This is a genomic window from Methylobacterium sp. DB0501 (assembly GCF_011043735.1).
Taxonomy (GTDB): Bacteria; Pseudomonadota; Alphaproteobacteria; order Rhizobiales; family Beijerinckiaceae; genus Methylobacterium; species Methylobacterium alsaeris.
Window position 1 is genome coordinate 40,310 of sequence record NZ_JAAKGV010000003.1, and the last position, 17,703, is coordinate 58,012.

Sequence of the window (17,703 nt, forward strand, 5' to 3'; positions counted from 1 at the left end):
CACAAGTAAAAAGGGGGGATCGACCGTCCGCTATTCAGCGGCGTTCGGAAACGCATCCGGGTCGGCGCCGACCACACGGCCGAAGCCGTTGTTGACGCGGCTGCGCTGATACTTGTTGAGCCAGGTGCTGAACTGCACCGGCAGCATGTCGTAGGGGCGCTCCTCGCCGAGCACCATGGCGGCGTAGACCGGCCAGTGCGGGTTCGCCAGCATCGGCCGGCCGAGCATGACGAGGTCGACCTGCCCCTCCCGCAGGATCGCGTCGGCGAAGACCGGGTCGGCGAGGTTCCAGTTGGCGGCGGTGAGGACGCCCGCCTCCTCGCGGATGCGCTGCGCCGCCGGGACCATGAAGCCCTCCTCGTCCCACGGCGTCTGGGCCCGGCCGGTATTGCCGCCGAACGACACGTCGACGAGGTCGAGGCCGCGGGGCGCCAGCTGCCGGGCGAGTTCGACCGAATCGTCGAGGGTCTGTCCGCCGGGGGCGAATTCGGTGACGCCGAAGCGCATCGAGAGCGGCAGCCGCTCGGGCCATTCGGAGCGCACCGCCTCGAACACCTCGACGAGGAGCCGGCTGCGGCCGGCGAAGTCGCCGCCGTATTCGTCGGTGCGGCGGTTCGCCAGCGGCGAGAAGAAGCTCGAGAGCAGGAAACCGTGGGCGCAGTGGATCTCGAGCCACCGGAACCCGGCCTCCCGCGCCCGGCGCGCGGCGTCGGCGTAAAGCTGCACCACGCTCCGGATGTCGTCGCGGGTCATCGCGCGGGGCACCCGGGGCATGATGCCCCCGAAGGCCTCGGCGGAGGGGCCGATCACCTCCCAGGCGTCCGGATGGTCCTCGGGCAAGTGCCCGCCGCCGCGCCACGGCGGCTCGACGCAGCCGCGCCGGCCGGTATGGCCGAGCTGGATGCCCGGCACCGCCCCCACCGAGTCGACGAAGCGGGCGATGCGGGCCAGCGCCTCGCCCTGCCGGTCGTTCCAGATGCCGGCGCAGTGGGTCGACATCCGGCCCTCCGGCGCGACGGCGGCCTGCTCCACCACTACCAGGGCGGCACCGCCCGCCGCCTTCGAGCCGAGATGCGCCAGGTGCCAGTCGGTCACGAGGCCGTCCGGCGACGAGAACTGCGTCATCGGCGACACGGCGATCCGGTTGCGCAGCGTGACGTCGCGGACCCGTAGCTCGCTGAACAGAGAGGACATCCCGTCTGGTCTCCCATCTCGCACGTCATCCCAAGCTTCTGCCGGTGGATCGTGCGGACTGCCCGAAAATCGATCGCTCTCGACAAGAAACAGGCACCCGGATGCCCGCTTCTCTACCGGCGACGACTTGCTCGGCGATCAGACTGCCCGTACCCTCCCGGGGCGTTCTTCCAGAATCGCGCCGCGGGCGATCAGAATCCGGCCAAGGGTCCGGGCCAAGGTCGGGCCAAGGGTCGAGAGCTTGGGGCGGGCAGGGGGACGCGAGAGCCGGATCGACACGATGACGCTCACGACGATGCAGACGCGGGACATCGGCGCCTGGCCGAGGAACGTCGTCATCGCCCGCAGCACCGGGCGCGGCTGGCGCGACATCCACGCCCAGCACGTCGCGGTGGAGCCCTGGACCGGCACGCTCGACCCGGTCGGCAATCCCTGCCTCGGCTACTGCGTCAACCGCCCGGCCCAGGTGCACCGGCGCATCGGCCGGGGCGGACCGGCCGAGACCCGCACCCTGCGCCCGCGCCAGTTCCACCTGATCCCGGCCCACGACGCGAGCGAGTGGCAGCGCCGGGGCCGGTCCGAGATGCTGGCGATGCATCTGAGCCAGGACCTGATCGACGACGTCGCGGGGCGGATGTGGAGCGCCTCGGCCGCGCGGGTCGAGCTCGACGTGCCGCTCGGCACCGCCGACCCGCTGCTCGAGCAATTGGCGCTTGCCATCCTGGAGATCCTGCGCGAGGCGCCCGACCCGTCGTCGCGGCTCTACGTCGACGAGCTGGTCCACGCCATGGCGTGCCGCCTGGTGCGGACCTACACGGCCAACGGCCGGTCCGCGCGCGCCGTCCCGGACCCGGATCGGGCCGACCGGGCGGACCTCGCCCGCCTGCGCGACCTCGTCGAGGCGCATCTCGCCGAGGATCTCTCGCTCGAGACGATCGCGGGCGCGGTCGGCGTGTCGCCGCGCTCCCTGTCCCGCGCCGTCCTGCAGCATTGGGGGACGAGCGTGCACCGCTACGTCCTGTCGCGCCGCCTGGAGCGGGCCAAGACCCTGCTGCGCGCCACCGACCACGCCATCGCGTCGATCGCCCTCGATACCGGCTTCTCGAGCCAGAGCCACCTGGCGACGGCGTTCCGAAAGACGACCGGGCTGACGCCGAAGGCATTCAGGGAGGGTGGGGCGTAGCGGCGGGTTTGGTGCGGGTCGCGGCTTCGATCCGGCGGCTCTCAGCCGGATCGTCCCCGGGCCGCCTCGTAATCCGACAGATCGGCCGCATCGGTGATCCGCTCGCGGGCGGTCCGGTCCAGGCGTTCGACCACGCGGGCGATCGACGGTGCCGCGTAGGGCCGCGCGGCGCGCAGGGCGTCGAGCGTCTTGGCGAGGCGGATCGCGACCTCGATCTCGGCCAGACCCTCGCGGATCAGCGGCCGGAAGGCGTCGGTCAGCATGTCGTCGAGGGTCGGGCGCGGGACGTGGACCGGGGGCCGCTCGGCCAGCTCCTCGCCCTCCGGCTCGTCGGGCGGCAGGTGCAGCAGAACCCGCAGGAGGGCGTTCATCACCTCGATGGCGGTGCCGGGGTCGTTGGTGGCCGGCGCCAGCGCGCGGCTCGCGATCTCCGAGAGCGCGATCAGGCCGAGGCGCGGATCCTGGTCGAAGCGCCGGTGCCGCTCGATCGCGAAGGCGTGGACCAAACCCCCGGCCAAATCCTCATTCGCCTCGCCGGCGACGTGCAGGAGCGGCCGGGTCGGATGGACCAGGGTGCCCGGCAGGGCGGCGACGTGAAGGACGAGGCCGTGCTCCTGCGCGAGCGTCCCGAGGGAGGCGACGTCGATCTGGGTGACGTAGCCGGTCTCGCCGGCGAAGACCGGCATCGCGTCGGCGGGCACCGGAACCGCCGGCCGGCCGCCGAGGCGCGGATCGGCGGAGAAGGCCCGCATCGCCTCGGCGGCGGCTTCCTCGACGCGGTCGATCACGTCGCCCATCCGCCCGAAGCCGGTGATGTGGCCGATCCAGCGCAGGAGCGTGACGACCACCACCGCGACGACCAGCACCGTCCCGGAGAACAACACGACGCGGCCGCTGTCGCCGTAGGCGCTCGATTGCAGGCCGATGATGCCGACGACCGAGAACACGAAGGCCCCGAGGAAGGTCGAGAGCGCGTTCTGCGAGGTCGGGTCGCCGATCAGGAGCTGCGTCGCCCGCGGTGTCGCGAGCTGGGTCGCCGAGCCGTAGGCGCTCACCATCGCGGTGAGCGAGAAGGTCGTCACCGCCAGCATGCTGGACGCCATGATCTGCAGGATCGTCCCGACCGCGTCCTGCCCGAGCTGGCTGTGAAGTGTTTCCGGCAGGAGCGGCCCGACCAGGGCCGCGACGACCGCGAGGCCGACGCCGAACAGGCTGATCAGCGCCGCCCGGAACCAGATCTGCCGCAGGACCCGCCGTCCGATCCATGCCCAGCGGCCCAACGCCCAGCGGCTCATGAGCCCTCGCCCCTCCCACGGGATCCCGCGATCCCCGGACCGGATCCTAAGCAGATTTCGCACGGGTGGTTGCCGGTTTTGCGACAAGAATCTGCGACGAAACAAGAGCCTAGGCCGATGAAGCGGTGGCCTGCCGGCACAAGTCGGCTCAGGGTGCCGCCGCCCGCGCGGCCGGCGCCTCCGTCAGTGGTCCGGCCGTTCGGGCGGGGCACCGCCGTCCTGCTCGGCCCGGTCGCGGTCGAGCTGCCCCAGCAGCTCGGCGAGGCGGGGGTCGAGTCCCTCGTCGAGCACCGGCTCGTACAGGGCCTGGAGGTAGCGGCCGAGCCGCTCCCGGCTCGCCGCGTCGAGGGTCGGGCCGCCCTCCGGCGGTTCGCCGGCCTGGGACGCACCGGATCGGGGCATATCGGAATCGGATGCGATCATCGGTCTTAACATTGGCGGCCGAGCCGGTCCGGCAAGGTCCCGGGAGTCTATACCCGTGCCGGATGTCCAGCATCGGTGCGGAGCGCGGCGTTCACCCTGTCGCCAGGGGCGACCCGTCCGCCGGCGCGACGGCGGGACCGTTGGACGCAAGGCGGGAACTGCGCCTGGGCCGTGCCGTTGGCTGGCCGGGGGCAATGGAGAGACACCAGACCGATGCGCTTCTCGACGATGGCCTTGCCGACGATGACCCTCCCGATCCGGCATCTGGCCCTCCCCCTCGTCCTTGCCTGCGGCTTCGCCGCGCCGGCCCTCGCCCAGTCCGGCCGGCCGCCGGCCCTCCTCATCCACGGCAATTACTGCGGCCCGGGCAACAACGCGCCGCTGCCGCCGATCGACGCCCTCGACGCGGCCTGCGCCCGGCACGACGCCTGCACGCCCCGCGGCGGCATGGCGACCGCCGCCTGCAACGCGCGCCTGCGGCGCGAGGCCGAACTGATCTCCCGCGATCCGGGCCAGCCCGACGACGTGCGCGATGCCGCCGGCTTCGTCGCCTTCGCGGCCGGCATGATGCCGTCGCGGCCGCAGGTAGCGCAGGCGCCCGTCCTCGTGGCGCCCTCGGCGCAATCCCTCGGGCCCGTCGTCCCGGCTCCGTCCCTCGACGAGGACGACGAGTAGGCCCCTCCGCGAGAGCCGGCAGGTCAGAGCGGATAGGTCACGCCCGTCAGCGCCTCGGACACGGCCCAGAGCCGCGCCGCCGTCTCGGGGTCGCGGGCATGGGGCTCGATCCTGGCCGGCGCCGGATCGCCGCGGATCTCCCACAGGCCGTCCGGGCCGTAATAGCCGCCGCCCTCAGCCTCCGGCGCCGTTGCGGCGTAGAGCAGCGGCAGCGCACCCCGCGCCGCCGATTGCCCGATGAGCCCGAGCAGGCCGGCGCCGATGCGCGCGGCGAGCGGCCCGGCCCGGTCGCCGCGCCGGGCGATGGCGGTCGCCGCTACGCCGGGATGGGCCGCGATCGCCCGGACCGGCAAGCCGGCGTCGCGCAGGCGCCGGTCGAGTTCGAGGGCGAAGAGCAGCATCGCGAGCTTGGCCTGGCGATAGGCCGATTGCGGCCCGTAGGCGCGGCGGCGCTGCAGGTCGTCGAAGGTGATCCGGCCGGAGCGATGCGCGATGCTCGCCACGGCGACGACCCGGGTTTCCCCCGATGCTTGACCGGCCTCCCGCCGCAGGCTCGGCAGCAGCAGCCCGGTCAGGGCGAAGTGGCCGAGATAGTTGGTGGCGAGCTGGCGCTCGAACCCGTCCTCCGTCTCCTCGCGCCGCGGCACCGCGGCGATGCCGGCATTGAGGAGCAGGATGTCGACCGGCCGCCCCTCCCTGGCCCACGCCGCCGCGAAGGCCCGCACCGAGGCGAGGCGGGCGGTGTCGAGCTCGCGGATCTCGATCCGTGCCGCCGGATGCGCCCGGCGGATCGCCGCGGCCTTGTCCTCCGCCTTGCCCGTGTCCCGGGCCGCGAGCACGATCTCGGCCCCCGCGCCGGCCAGCGCGAGCGCCGCCTCGTAGCCGATCCCGCTCGTCCCGCCCGTGACGAGGGCGCGGCGCCCCCCTTGAGGCGGGATCAGGGCTGTGGTCCAAGGCATCCGCCGGCTCCTCGGGCGATCGTCGGGCGAGACCCGAGATGGGGCCGCGGAGGCGCGGCGGAAGGGGCGGACGGATCGAAACCGGTCGCCTGCACGTTTCTTGCACGCTTGTCTTGCGCGAGGGCGCACGCATAGATCGTACGGCGCGCCCGCGACGGGCTCGGGGACGTGAGGGGGGACCTGCATGATCGCTCGGCTGATCTCCACTCTCCGTCAGCGCACGCCCGAGGGCGGCGAGGCGGTTCCCGAGGGAACGGCCCCGGAGGAGGCCGTGCTGGCCGCCCCGCCGGAGGCGGTCGCCCATTTCCCCCCGATGGTGCCGCTGACGCCGCCGCCCGCCGTGAACGACGACCCCGAGGGGTCCCTGTGCGAGGAGGTCGAGGCGGCGTTGCGGGCGGCGGGCTACTTGCCGGGGGCATAGGTACGGCACCGGATCGTCTCTGATCCTCCGCGTCATCCCGGCTTTTCATCTGCGACGGTTGAGGAAACGAGCGCCGAGAGATCCATGTGGCCAAGTCTTTTTTGACTTCGCCAGCCCGCAAGCTCATTCCATATCAGCGCTTTTGCCGCTCGCGCTGCTGAGCAGGAGTTCGGAGGAATGCGCTCTTGACGGTATTTTGTTTTTCCGCATATTGCGGACATGGCTGAGGGTCTCCCCGGCCCGGACCTAGGGAATTCCGAGATGGCCGATGCTTCGCTTGACATCGCCGAACAGGTTGCCCGCGTTCTTCGGTCGAACGAAGAGACGCAAAAATTTATTGCCGAACAGCGCAAGCTGATGGCTGAACAGTCCAAGCTTCAAGCCGAGGCGGCCAAGCTGGAACGCGACCGCGCCCTTGCCCCCTGGCAGATTGTCGTTGCGAGTATGGCCGCCGGCGCCGCCTTCTTCGGAGCTGGAGCCGCCTTCATCAAACTGATTACATGATCCCAGACCGCTTCCGCGAATGCCTCACCTTGCTCCGCTGGTCACAGCGGGGCCTGGCAGAGGTCCTGGAGTGCGACGACCGTATGGTTCGCCGGTGGGCTTCCGGTGATGCCGAGATCCCGGCCGATCTGGCTGCATGGCTTGAAGCGCTCGCCCAGGTCCACGAAACCGCGCCGCCTCCAACGACGTGGCGACGGCGGCGGCGCCCGCCGTGAACGACGACCCCGAGGGGGCCCTCTGCGACGAGGTCGAGGCGGCGTTGCGGGCGGCGGGCTACTTGCCGGGGGCGTAGGTACGGCACCGGATCGTCTCTGATCGTCCGAGTCGGATCCTCCACGTCGTCCTGGGGCCGCGTCCCGGAACCCGGGGATCCATGACCGCCGACGATTCAGGACCATGCGGGACGCCGATCGCCCGCTTCTGCCCCGTCAGCGGTTACGGATCCCGGTGTCTCGTCTGCCCCGAGCTCCGGGATGCCGCGGAGGTCAGGAGATCCGCCGGCTCGACTTGCCTTCGCGGGCCGGCAACCGCGCCGCCCTCACCGCGGCTCCCCCTCCAGCCACCGCCGGGTCGATTGCTCCAGATGCGCGTGCATCGCCGCCTGCGCCCGCAGCGGGTCGCGGGCTTCGAGCGCCGCCAGCACCGCCTCGTGCTCGGCCAGCGCCAGCGCCCAGGTGGCGGGGGAATCGAAGCGGCTGCGCAGGCGGGCCGCGATCGGGCTGTGGCGGGCGTCGAACAGGCCGGCGACGAGGCGGGCGAGGACGCCGTTGCCGGTCTGCCCGGCGAGCGTCAGGTGGAAGGCCCGGTCGCTGTCGAGGGGGGCGCGCCCTTCCGCGATGTCGGCCCCCATGCGGTCGAGGGCCCGGCGCAGGGCGTCCAGGTGCTCGGGCGTGACCCGGGCGGCGGCGAGCGCCGCGACCGCGCCCTCCAGTGCCGCGCGAGCCTGCATCAGCTCCTCCGGGCTGTCGCCGGCCGGCGCCGTGCGGGCGGTGCCCCGGGCCGCCTGGACGTAGATGCCCGACCCCATGCGGATCTCGACCGTGCCGTCGATCTCGAGCGCGATCAGCGCCTCGCGCAAGGACGGGCGCGAGACGCCGAGCTGCTGGGCCAGGTCGCGCTCGGCCGGCAGCCGGTCGCCGGCATCGAGGCCCCCGGCCTGGATCAGCGCCCGGATCCGGTCGGCCACCTGCTGGTAGAGCCGGCCCTCGACCGGGCTGCCCGCGCTCATCGTCCTCTCCCGAACTGGCCTGACCACTATCCCGGCGGATGCTGCCCCCGGTCCCGAGTTTCCGCAAGCGCTCGTACCACGCCTGTCGCAAGGTCGCCGAAGTGGCTTTACCAATTCGCCGAACCTGATAACGATTGCAGCCAGAACGAAACGAATCGCCCTGGGGAGGGCTGCTGTCGTGCTCGACGGCGGTGACGACGCGGCCGTGCCGGACGGCCACGCGATCGAGGCGGGCTGCGCACCGGCGGGCCCGCTCCTGTCGCTCTTTTCGGTCGCCAAGGAGTTCCCGGGCGTGCGGGCGCTGGCGGGCGTCGATTTCGACCTGCGCCGCGGCGAGGTCCACGCCGTCTGCGGCGAGAACGGCGCCGGCAAATCGACCCTGATGAAGGTCATCAGCGGCGTCCACGCCCCGACCACCGGCCGCATCGTCTACAAGGGCGTCGAGCGCCGCTTCGCCTCGCCGCTGGAAGCCGAGGCCGCCGGCATCGCGATGATCCACCAGGAGCTGAACCTGGTGGCCCACCTCACGGTGGCGGAGAACATCTTCCTCGGCCGCGAGCCGCGCCGCGGGTTCCTGATCGACCGGCGTGCCCTGCGGAGCAAGGCCAGGGCCTGCCTCGACCGGCTCGGTGCGGCCATCGACCCCGACGCACCGGTGCGCACCCTGCCGGTCGCCCAGTGCCAGCTCGTCGAGATCGCCAAGGCCCTGTCGCTCGACGCCGAATTGCTCATCATGGACGAGCCGACCTCGTCCCTGACCGAGCAGGAGGCCCGGCAGCTGTTCCGGGTGATCCGCGACCTCAAGGCGGCGGGCGTCGGCATCGTCTACATCTCGCACCGCCTCGACGAGATGCGCGAGATCGTCGACCGGGTGACCGTCCTGCGCGACGGCCGCCACGTCTCGACCGACGATTTCGCCGCGACGAGCGTCGACCAGATCGTCGCCCGGATGGTCGGCCGCGCCCTCGACGAGAAGTTCCCCGAGCGCACCTCCGTCCCGACCGGCCACGTCATCCTGGAGGCTACGGGGCTCACCCGCGCCGGCGCCTTCCGGGACGTGAGCTTCACCTTGCGCCGCGGCGAGATCTTAGGGTTTGCCGGCCTGATGGGAGCCGGGCGCACCGAGGTCGCCCGCGCGATCTTCGGCGCCGATCCGCTCGAATCCGGCACGGTCGCGATCGACGGCCGGCCTCTCGCGATCCGCGACCCCCGCGACGCGATCGCGGCCGGCCTCGCCTACCTGTCGGAGGATCGCAAGGCGCAGGGGCTGGCGGTCAAGATGCCGGTCGACGCCAACCTGACGCTCGCCAATCTCGCTGCGGTGGCGAACCGCCTCGGGCTGATCGATGCCGGACGCCACGCGGCGGCCGCCCGGAGCTACGTCGACCGGCTCGGCATCAAGACGCCGTCCTTGCGCCAGCCGGTGCGGCTGCTGTCCGGCGGCAACCAGCAGAAGATCATCATCGGCAAGTGGCTGTTTCGCGATGCACGCGTGATGCTGTTCGACGAGCCGACCCGCGGCATCGACGTCGGCGCGAAGCTCGCGATCTACACGATCATGGACCAGCTCGCCGCCCGCGGCATCGGCGTGGTGCTGATCAGCTCCGAACTGCCGGAGATCCTCGGCATGACCGACCGCGTGGCGGTGTTCCACCGCGGCCGGCTCGTGCGCATCCTCGACACAGCCCGCACCGACCAGGAGGAGATCATGCACTATGCCTCGGGCTTCGGCGGGGAGGGGTGAGATGCCGGCCGGCCTGAACCCCTCCGTCGCCGCCCCGCGCGGGCGCCTGTCCGACCGGCAGAAGGACCTGATCCAGAAATTCGCGGCGCTCGGCAGCCTCGTCGCCCTGGTGGCGGCGTTCTCGCTCACAAGCCCCGCCTTCCTGTCGCTCGGCAACGGGATGAGCATCGGCCTCCAGGTCACCTCGATCGCGCTGCTGGGCATCGGCGCGACGGTGGTGATCATCGCGGGCGGCATCGACCTCTCGGTCGGCTCGGTCCTGGCGCTGTCCGGCGTCGTCGCGGCGCTCTGCGTCAAGGAGGCAGGTCTCCCGGTGCCGCTCGCCATGCTGGCCGGGATCGCGGTCGGCGGGGTCTGCGGCCTCGTCAACGGCCTCGTCGTCACCCGGCTCAAGCTGCCGCCCTTCATCGCGACCCTCGGCATGATGCTGATCGCCCGCGGCCTCGCCCTCCAGATCACCGGGGCGCGGGCGGTGTCGGGCCTCGGCGAATCGTTCGGCGCGCTCGGCAACGGCGCGCTCCTGCGCATCGTGCGGATCGGCGACGACGGTTTCCCGGAAGTGCTGTTTCCCGGCATCCCCTATCCGGTGCTGCTGATGGCGGGGCTCGCGCTCGCGGTGGCGTTCCTGCTCCGGCGCTCGGTGCTCGGCCGCCACGTCTACGCGGTCGGCTCCAACGCCGAGGCGGCGCGGCTGTCGGGCGTCGCGGTGAACCGGGTGGTGACGCTGACCTACGTGCTCTCGGGGCTGCTCGCCGGGCTCACCGGCTGCGTGCTGATGTCCCGCCTCGTCACCGCCCAGCCGAACGAGGGCGTGATGTACGAGCTCGACGCGATCGCGAGCGCCGTCATCGGCGGCACCTCGCTCGCCGGCGGCATCGGCACGATCTCCGGCACGGTGATCGGCGCCTTCGTGATCGGCATCCTGCGCAACGGCCTCAACATGAACGGGGTCTCGGCCTTCACCCAGCAGATCATCATCGGCCTCGTCATCCTGCTGACCGTCTGGATCGACCAGCTGCGCAACCGGCGCTGACGCCTGAACCCGCGACCGGGAGAACCCGGCGCCGACCTCGGAGGGATCCCATGAAAGCTTTCGCCGCCCTGCTCGTCTCCGGCCTCCTCGCCGCCGTCCCGGCGCGGGCCGGCGAGATCGCCGTGATCGTCAAGACGGTGAACTCGACCTTCTGGCAGAACGTCCAGAAGGGCGCCGAGACCGCCCTGAAGGGCGTCCAGGGTCACACCATGACCTTCCAGGGGCCGGCGGCGGAATCGGCCATCGCCGACCAGGTCAACATGGTGGAGAACGCGGTCAACCGCCGCGTCGCCGGCATCGTGCTGGCGCCTTCCGACCCCGATGCCCTGGTCCCGGCGGTGAAGAAGGCCTGGGAGGCGCGCATCCCGGTCGTGATCCTCGATTCCGGGCTCGCGAAGGGGGCGGAGGCCTATTACCAATCGTTCCTCGCCACCGACAACCGCAAGGCCGGGGAGCTCGCCGCCCGGGCGCTGATCGAGCGCACCGGCCCCGAGGGCAAGATCGCGGTGATGTCCTACGTCGCCGGCACCGGCTCGGAGATCGGCCGCGTCGGCGGCTTCACCGACTACGTCAAGGCGCACTCGAAATTGCAGATCGTCGGGCCGTACTACTCGCAATCCCAGATGGCGACGGCCCTCAACCAGACCGCCGACGTGCTCGCCGCCAATCCCGACCTCAAGGGCCTCTTCGGCGCCAACGAGCCGACCGCGATCGGCATGGGCCGTGCCCTCAAGCAGGCCGGCCGGGCCGACAAGGTCGTGGGCGTCGGCTTCGACGGCAACCAGGACCTGCAGGACTTCGTCAAGGACGGCACGCTGGCGGCGATCGTCGTCCAGGGCTCGTTCCGGATGGGCGAGCTGGGTGTCGCCACCATCGCCAAGGTGCTGGCCAAGCAGAAGGTGGAGAAGTTCATCGATACCGGCGTGGTGCTGGTGACGAAGGAGAATATCGGGACGGACGAGGCGAAGAACGTGTTGTACTGAGCATCCCGAGGTAATCCACGAACCTGATCCCCGCCACGTCATCCCGGGGCTCGTCGAAGACGAGAAGCCGGGATCCACAAACGCCGACGGTGCCGGACGAGACGGATCGCGATCCGCTTCATCCCGAGGAGTCGGCGGTCATGGATCCCGGGTTCCGCTTTCGCGGCCCCGGGATGACATGGCGGGTGAGACAGCCGGCCGTCGTCTCTCCGGCACCGGCCTTTCGATCGACCCTTCGCCCCCCGAGGACCGCCATGCACCCCGCCACCCCCCGCACCCATGCCCGCACCGGCCTCACCGTCACCGCCCTCGGGCTCGGCGGCGCGCAGATGGGCGGCCTCTACCAGGCGATGGGCCTCGCGGAGGCGGCCGGCGCATTCCGGGCGGCCTGGGACCGGGGCATCCGCTACTTCGACACCGCGCCGTTCTACGGTTACACCCGCGCGGAGCGCCGCCTCGGCACCCTGCTCACCGACGAGCCCCGCGAGGCCTACGTCGTCAGCACCAAGGTCGGCCGCCTGATGGTGCCGGATCCGGGCGTCGGCCCGATGGAGGAGGGCTATGCCGACCCGCTGCCGTTCCGCCCGACCTTCGACTACAGCCATGACGGCGTGCTGCGCTCCTTCGAGGCGAGCCGTCAGCGCCTCGGGATCCTCGATCCCGACATCCTCTACGTCCACGACATCGGCCGCTTCACCCACGGCGACCGCCACGCCCATGCTTGGGAGCAGCTGACGACGGGCGGCGGCTTCCGGGCCCTGACCCGGCTGCGCGAGGAGGGGGCCGTGCGGGCGATCGGCCTCGGCGTCAACGAGTGGGAGATCGTCGCCGAGGCCATCGAGGCCGCCGACCTCGACCTCTGCATGCTGGCCGGCCGCTACACGCTCCTGGAGCAGACCAGCCTCGGCCTGATGGAGACCTGCGCCCGCCGCGGCATCGGGATCGTGGTGGCGGGCGCGTTCAATTCCGGGCTGCTCGCCGGCCAGAACACCTTCAACTACGCCGAGGCACCGCCCGCCATCGCGGCCCGGGCACAGGCCCTGCGCGCGGCCTGCGAGGACGAGGGCGTGCGGCTCGAGGCGGCCGCCCTGCAATTCCCGCTGCTCCACCCGGCCGCGCTCACGGTCGTGACCGGGGCCCGCAACGCCGCCCAGGTCGCGGCGAACGCCGCCTGGTTCGAGGCGCCGATCCCGGCGGGGTTCTGGAACCGGCTGAAGGCTCGCGGGCTGATCGACGAGGCGGTGCCGGTCTGACGGTCCGCCCCCCGGCGCTTCCGGGCCGAAATCAGCGGTCGTCGCGCTCGAGCCCCGCCTCGATCGCGGCGGCCAGCGCGGGATCCGGCATCGCGCCCCACCCCTCGTCCAGGGTCAGCCGCACCGAATGCGCGCCGCCGGAGGGCGTGCACACCACCGCTCGCCGCCCCTCGCCGGCCAGCTTGTCCTTGGCCGCCTCCGGCATCTCGGCCAGCGCCTCGATGCAGGTCCAGGCGGTGCCGTCCCGGGTGGTCACGGTGCGTTCGTCGGTCATGGTGTCGCGTCTGCTCCGGTCGCGGCGCGGGTCGCCCGGCGGGCAACCGCGAGACAGGGCGAAGGTTCGCAGGGTAGGGTGCCCCTCACCGCCCCCCGCGCCGCGCCGCCGCCGCCTCCGCCACCCCGAACATCGCCGGCTGCGCCGTCCCGGCCAGCCCGCGCAGGGTGAGCCCCAGCGCCTCCAGCCGCTCCTCCGTCAGCTGGCCCTGGAAGAGATGGGCCGCCACGACGAGGCGCGGGCGGCCGGTGCGGTCGCAGAGAGCGGCGGCGACCGAGGTGACGCCGCGGATCAGGTGGCCGATATCGACGGCGTAGCCCCGCTCGGCACAGGCCTCGACCTCGGTCGAAAAGGTCTCGAACGGCACCGGCACGTGCCAGCGGATCGCCCCGAAGCGGGCCCGCAGGGTGGCGCGGGGCAGGGTGCCGGCGTTCCGGCTCGCGGCGGCCACCGCGCGGCCGATGGCGCCGGCATAGGCCGGGATGCGGGTGGCGAGGCGGAACTCGATGTGGATGCCGCTCGCCGGGACGATCCGGCCGAGGAGCAGGGCCTTGTCGTCGGGGGCCACCTGCCAGACGCTCGTCGTCGCCTCGAACTCCGTCGCGACCTGCTGCAATCCGGGTTGCAGGAGTTCCACGTCCGAGCGATTGAGGAGCGGGCGCGCCACCTCCAGGAGGCCGAGGCCGAGGCGGTAGGTCTTGGTGTCCGGCGCCAGGGCGACGAAGCCCTCGTGCACCAGGGTGCGCAGGATGTTGAGGGTGGTCGAGGGGCTGACGCCCGCGGCCCGCGCGATCGCCGTGACCCCGAGCGCGTCGCGGGCGCCGGCCACCGCCCGCAGGATCGCGGCGGCCTGCGTCACCGCCCCGACCTCGCGGCCGACCTCCATCACCGCCCGGTCGCCCTCGGCCTGCTGCGCCACGTCCACCCCCCGGTCCTTTGCCCCTTGCCGATCGGCACGTTTACGGGCCAGAATAGCGTTCAGCCCACGGAATGAAAACGACGTTCCGTCCGAGGCCCGGGAAACGGGCCCGGGCATCATGGGAGGACCAGGATGGCACGGACCCGACGGGCCCTGGCGGCGCGCTGCGCCGGGGCGATGCTGGCGCTTCTGGGCGCGACCGCGGCGCGGGCCGACGGCGACGTTCTGCGGATCGGCATCATCACCGACATGAGCGGCCAGTACAGCGAGGGCAACGGCGAGGGCTCGGTCGCCGCCGCGCGGCTGGCCGTCGAGGATTTCGGCCCGACGGTGCTCGGCAAGCGCATCGAGATCATCTCGGCCGACCACCAGAACAAGCCCGACATCGCTTCGACCATCGTGCGCAACTGGCTCGACACCAAGGGCGTCGACGTGGTGGCGGAAGGCGTGAACTCGGCCGTCGCCCTGGCGGTCCAGGCGGTGACCCGGGAGCGCAACAAGATCTTCCTGATCTCGGGCGCCGGCTCGTCCGACCTCACCGGCAAGTCGTGCTCGCCGACCAGCATCCAGTGGACCTACGACACCTACGCCTCGTCGAACTCCACCGCCAAGGCCCTGGTCGCCCGCGGGGCGAAGTCCTGGTACTTCCTCACCGCCGATTACGCCTTCGGCCACGCGCTCGAGCGCGACGCGTCCCGGGCGGTCGAGGCGGCGGGCGGCACGGTGGTCGGCAAGGTCCGCCACCCGTTCAACAATCCCGACTTCTCGTCCTTCCTGCTCCAGGCGCAATCCTCGCCCGCCCAGGTGGTGGCGCTCGCCAATGCCGGCAGCGATTTCGCCAACGCCATCAAGCAGGCGCACGAATTCGGCCTGTCGCATTCCGACAAGATCATGGCGGCGCTCCAGGTCACGCTGACCGACTCCGCCTCGCTCGGCCTCGAGGTGGTGCAGGGGGCGCTGTTCACCGACAGCTTCTACTGGGACCGGACCCCTGAGACCCGCGCCTATGCCGAGCGGTTCTACGCCCAGCGCAAGGCGATGCCGACCGCCTACCAGGCCGGGGTGACCTCGGCGCTCACCCATTACCTCAAGGCGGTGCAGGCCGCCGGCACCACCGACTCCGCCGCCGTGATGGCGAAGATGCGCGAGACCCCGGTCGACGACTTCTTCGCGCAAGGCGGCAAGGTGCGGGCCGACGGCCGCATGGTCCACGACATGTACCTGATGCGGTTCAAGAAGCCGTCCCAGTCGAAGGGGAAGTGGGACCTCTACGAGCTGGTCGCCACGGTCCCGGGCGACGAGGCGTTCCGGCCGCTCGGCGAAGGCGGGTGCCCGTATGTCAAGAACTGACGTCACCGATCTGGCGCCCCTGGTCCGCCCCGGCTCGGTCGCGATCATCGGCGCCTCGGCCGATCCGACCCGCATCGGCGGCCGGCCGATCGCCTACATGCTGCGCGCTGGCTTCCAGGGTGCGATCCTGCCGGTGAACCCGAACCGGGCCGAGGTGCAGGGCCTGCCCTGCTACCCCTCCGTCGCCGCCCTGCCGCAGGCGCCGGACGTGGCGGTGATCGCGGTACCGGGCGCCGCCGCCCTGCAGGCGGTGGACGAGCTCGGCGCCCGCGGCACGCGTTTCGCCGTGATGTTCACGGCGGGCTACGCCGAGGTGGACGAGGCCGGGGCGGCGGCGCAAGCCCGGCTCGTCGCCGCCGCCCGGCGACACGGGATACGGCTCCTCGGGCCGAACTGCCTCGGCCTGTTCAACGCGGCGGCCGGCTTCTACCCGATCTTCTCCGCCTCGCTGGAGGGGGGCCTGCCGCTGCCGGGGCGCATCGGCATCGCCAGCCAGTCGGGTGCCTACGGTACCCACCTCTTCGCCGCCTGCCGCACCCGCAACATCGGCACCGCGATGCTGGTCACCACCGGCAACGAGGCCGATCTCTCGGTCGCCGACGCGATCGGCTGGATGACCCGGGACGACGACCTCGACGTCATCATGGCCTATGCCGAGGGCGTAAAGGATGGGCCGGCCTTCGCCGCCGCCCTGGCCGAGGCGCGGCGGGCGCGAAAGCCCGTGATCGTCATGAAGGTCGGCCGCAGCGCGATCGGCAGCGCGGCGGCGCAGTCGCACACCGCCTCGATCGCCGGCAACGACGCGATTTTTTCCGCGGTGCTGGCCGAGCACGGCGCGATCCGGGCCCGCTCGACGGAGGAGCTGATCGACATCGCCTATGCGGCGACCCGGCGGATCTATCCGGTGCCCAACACCCTGGGGGTCATCACCATCTCAGGCGGAGCCGGGGTGCTGATCTCGGACGCCGCCGAGGCGGCGGGCCTCGCGATGCCGGAGATGCCCCAGGAGGCGCAAGGACGCCTGAAGGCGGTCCTGCCCTTCGCGTCGCCGCGCAACCCGGTCGATTGCACCGCGCAGGCCTTCAACGACCTGTCGCTGATCGGCCGCTTCACCGAATCGATGATCGCCGACGGCGGCTATTCCTCGATCCTCGCCTTCTTCACCCAGATCGGCGGCGCCCCCAGCATGGCCCCGGCGATTCGCGCCCAGCTCAACGCCGTCAAGGCGCGCCACCCCGACCGGCTCTACGCCCTCTCGGTCCTGGCCTCGGCGGAGCGCAACCGGGAGTACGAGGCCGACGGCTACCTGCTCTACGAGGACCCGGCCCGGGCGGTGGTCGCCCTCGAGGCGATGGGGCGCCTCGGGGCCAGCTTCGCGGCCCCCGAGCCGATCGTGCCCCCGGCAAGGGCGGCGGTGGCACTGCCCGAGACGACCCCGAGCGAGGCCGAGGCCAAGCGCCTGCTCGCCGCGGCCGGCATCGCAACGGTGCCGGAGGCCGCGTGCACCGATGAGGCGGCCGCGGTCGCGGCGGCCGAGTCCTTCGGCTTCCCGGTCGTGATGAAGATCCTGTCGCCGGACATCCTGCACAAGACCGAGATCGGCGGCGTGCTCCTCGACGTCGCCGACGCCGAGGCGGTCCGGCGCGGCCATGCCACCCTCCTGGAGCGGGCGGCCCGCCACGCCCCTTCGGCCCGGATCGAGGGCGTGCTCGTGGCCCGCCAGGTCAAGGGCGCGGTCGAGTGCATCCTCGGCATCCAGCAGGATCCGGTCTTCGGCCCGGTGGCGATGGTCGGCCTCGGCGGGGTCTTCGTGGAGGTGATGCGCGACGTGGTGTTCCGGCGCTGCCCGTTCGACGAGGACGTCGCCGAGGCGATGATCCGCTCGATCAAGGCGGCGCCCCTGCTCCTCGGCGCCCGGGGCCGGCCTCCTTGCGATGTCGCAGGCCTCGCCCGGATGCTGTCGCGCCTGTCGGTCCTCGCCGCGGCGGCGGGGCCGCGCCTGCGATCCATCGACCTCAACCCGGTCTTCGCCCTGCCGGAGGGCGCCTTCGCGGCGGATGCGGTGATCGAGGTGGGGGAGGCGGGGTGATGAGGAATCGGGCGAGCGGGTTCGGGGCGAAGCTCCCGAACCCTCCCCCCTCTGCGGGGGAGGGCGGCCTGCGGAGCGGGCCGGGAGAGGGGCGGCGCGACGCCGATCCGGGGAATGCCCGCCAGAACGCTTCAGCCTTGGCCGGAAGCGGGGTTCCCTTCTCCCGCCCGGCATCC

The 17,703-nt window shown here is 72.1% G+C and carries 17 protein-coding genes; 10 read left to right on the forward strand and 7 right to left on the reverse strand.

Going from position 1 to position 17,703, the window contains the following annotated elements:
- Nucleotides 1-30: 30 nt before the first annotated feature.
- On the reverse strand, nucleotides 31-1,194 hold the full coding sequence (locus G4G93_RS05870; protein WP_165082182.1) for an NADH:flavin oxidoreductase/NADH oxidase: 1,164 nt from the start codon (nucleotides 1,192-1,194) through the stop codon (nucleotides 31-33).
- 280 nt (nucleotides 1,195-1,474) lie between these two features.
- On the opposite strand from G4G93_RS05870, the gene G4G93_RS05875 reads away from it, so the two are divergent.
- Complete coding sequence (locus G4G93_RS05875) at nucleotides 1,475-2,377, forward strand: helix-turn-helix domain-containing protein (RefSeq protein WP_165082184.1); 903 nt, start codon at nucleotides 1,475-1,477, stop codon at nucleotides 2,375-2,377.
- 41 nt (nucleotides 2,378-2,418) lie between these two features.
- On the opposite strand, the gene G4G93_RS05880 is transcribed toward G4G93_RS05875, so the two are convergent.
- Nucleotides 2,419-3,672 carry a DUF2254 domain-containing protein gene (locus G4G93_RS05880; protein ID WP_165082186.1) on the reverse strand — a complete coding sequence of 418 codons (1,254 nt, stop codon included), beginning with the start codon at nucleotides 3,670-3,672 and terminating at the stop codon, nucleotides 2,419-2,421.
- Nucleotides 3,673-3,855: 183 nt separating this feature from the next.
- Nucleotides 3,856-4,074, reverse strand: a complete 219-nt coding sequence (locus G4G93_RS05885) for a hypothetical protein (protein WP_165082099.1) — start codon at nucleotides 4,072-4,074, stop codon at nucleotides 3,856-3,858.
- A 264-nt stretch (nucleotides 4,075-4,338) separates the two neighbouring features.
- Between G4G93_RS05885 and G4G93_RS05890 the strand changes: the two genes are divergently transcribed.
- The gene (locus G4G93_RS05890; RefSeq protein WP_165082188.1) at nucleotides 4,339-4,770 is read left to right on the forward strand and encodes a hypothetical protein; all 432 of its coding nucleotides are present in this window, start codon (nucleotides 4,339-4,341) and stop codon (nucleotides 4,768-4,770) included.
- Nucleotides 4,771-4,793: 23 nt separating this feature from the next.
- Here the strand turns inward: G4G93_RS05890 and G4G93_RS05895 are convergent, their stop codons facing one another.
- The gene (locus tag G4G93_RS05895; RefSeq protein ID WP_165082190.1) at nucleotides 4,794-5,729 is read right to left on the reverse strand and encodes an oxidoreductase; all 936 of its coding nucleotides are present in this window, start codon (nucleotides 5,727-5,729) and stop codon (nucleotides 4,794-4,796) included.
- 184 nt (nucleotides 5,730-5,913) lie between these two features.
- Between G4G93_RS05895 and G4G93_RS05900 the strand changes: the two genes are divergently transcribed.
- Nucleotides 5,914-6,150 (forward strand): hypothetical protein, encoded by a 237-nt coding sequence (locus G4G93_RS05900; RefSeq protein ID WP_165082192.1) that lies wholly within the window; start codon nucleotides 5,914-5,916, stop codon nucleotides 6,148-6,150.
- A 261-nt stretch (nucleotides 6,151-6,411) separates the two neighbouring features.
- Nucleotides 6,412-6,654 carry a hypothetical protein gene (locus G4G93_RS05905; protein ID WP_165082194.1) on the forward strand — a complete coding sequence of 81 codons (243 nt, stop codon included), beginning with the start codon at nucleotides 6,412-6,414 and terminating at the stop codon, nucleotides 6,652-6,654.
- Between the two features lie 538 nt (nucleotides 6,655-7,192).
- Here the strand turns inward: G4G93_RS05905 and G4G93_RS05910 are convergent.
- On the reverse strand, nucleotides 7,193-7,882 hold the full coding sequence (locus tag G4G93_RS05910; RefSeq protein WP_165082196.1) for a FadR/GntR family transcriptional regulator: 690 nt from the start codon (nucleotides 7,880-7,882) through the stop codon (nucleotides 7,193-7,195).
- Between the two features lie 223 nt (nucleotides 7,883-8,105).
- On the opposite strand from G4G93_RS05910, the gene G4G93_RS05915 reads away from it, so the two are divergent.
- The 4 genes from G4G93_RS05915 (at nucleotide 8,106) to G4G93_RS05930 (ending at nucleotide 12,895) form a co-directional block, all read left to right on the forward strand.
- Nucleotides 8,106-9,626: a sugar ABC transporter ATP-binding protein gene (locus G4G93_RS05915; RefSeq protein WP_395413709.1), complete on the forward strand. Its 1,521-nt coding sequence runs from the start codon at nucleotides 8,106-8,108 to the stop codon at nucleotides 9,624-9,626.
- Nucleotide 9,627: 1 nt separating this feature from the next.
- Nucleotides 9,628-10,659 (forward strand): ABC transporter permease, encoded by a 1,032-nt coding sequence (locus G4G93_RS05920; protein WP_165082198.1) that lies wholly within the window; start codon nucleotides 9,628-9,630, stop codon nucleotides 10,657-10,659.
- Between the two features lie 50 nt (nucleotides 10,660-10,709).
- Nucleotides 10,710-11,642 (forward strand): ABC transporter substrate-binding protein, encoded by a 933-nt coding sequence (locus tag G4G93_RS05925; RefSeq protein WP_165082200.1) that lies wholly within the window; start codon nucleotides 10,710-10,712, stop codon nucleotides 11,640-11,642.
- Between the two features lie 254 nt (nucleotides 11,643-11,896).
- Nucleotides 11,897-12,895, forward strand: coding sequence for an aldo/keto reductase (locus G4G93_RS05930; RefSeq protein ID WP_165082202.1), 999 nt, complete (start codon nucleotides 11,897-11,899; stop codon nucleotides 12,893-12,895).
- Between the two features lie 31 nt (nucleotides 12,896-12,926).
- Here G4G93_RS05930 and G4G93_RS05935 read toward each other — a convergent pair whose 3' ends face one another.
- Together G4G93_RS05935 and G4G93_RS05940 are read right to left on the reverse strand one after the other, a co-directional pair.
- Nucleotides 12,927-13,169: a hypothetical protein gene (locus tag G4G93_RS05935; RefSeq protein ID WP_165082204.1), complete on the reverse strand. Its 243-nt coding sequence runs from the start codon at nucleotides 13,167-13,169 to the stop codon at nucleotides 12,927-12,929.
- 85 nt (nucleotides 13,170-13,254) lie between these two features.
- Nucleotides 13,255-14,094 carry an IclR family transcriptional regulator gene (locus G4G93_RS05940; protein WP_165082206.1) on the reverse strand — a complete coding sequence of 280 codons (840 nt, stop codon included), beginning with the start codon at nucleotides 14,092-14,094 and terminating at the stop codon, nucleotides 13,255-13,257.
- Between the two features lie 126 nt (nucleotides 14,095-14,220).
- Here G4G93_RS05940 and G4G93_RS05945 point away from each other — a divergent pair, with 126 nt between their 5' ends.
- Together G4G93_RS05945 and G4G93_RS05950 are read left to right on the forward strand one after the other, a co-directional pair.
- Nucleotides 14,221-15,438, forward strand: coding sequence for an ABC transporter substrate-binding protein (locus G4G93_RS05945; RefSeq protein WP_165082208.1), 1,218 nt, complete (start codon nucleotides 14,221-14,223; stop codon nucleotides 15,436-15,438).
- Entirely contained in the window at nucleotides 15,425-17,527 is a 2,103-nt protein-coding gene (locus G4G93_RS05950; RefSeq protein ID WP_165082210.1) for an acetate--CoA ligase family protein, read from the forward strand. Before G4G93_RS05945 ends, G4G93_RS05950 begins: the two co-directional genes overlap by 14 nt.
- Nucleotides 17,528-17,703: the final 176 nt, after the last annotated feature.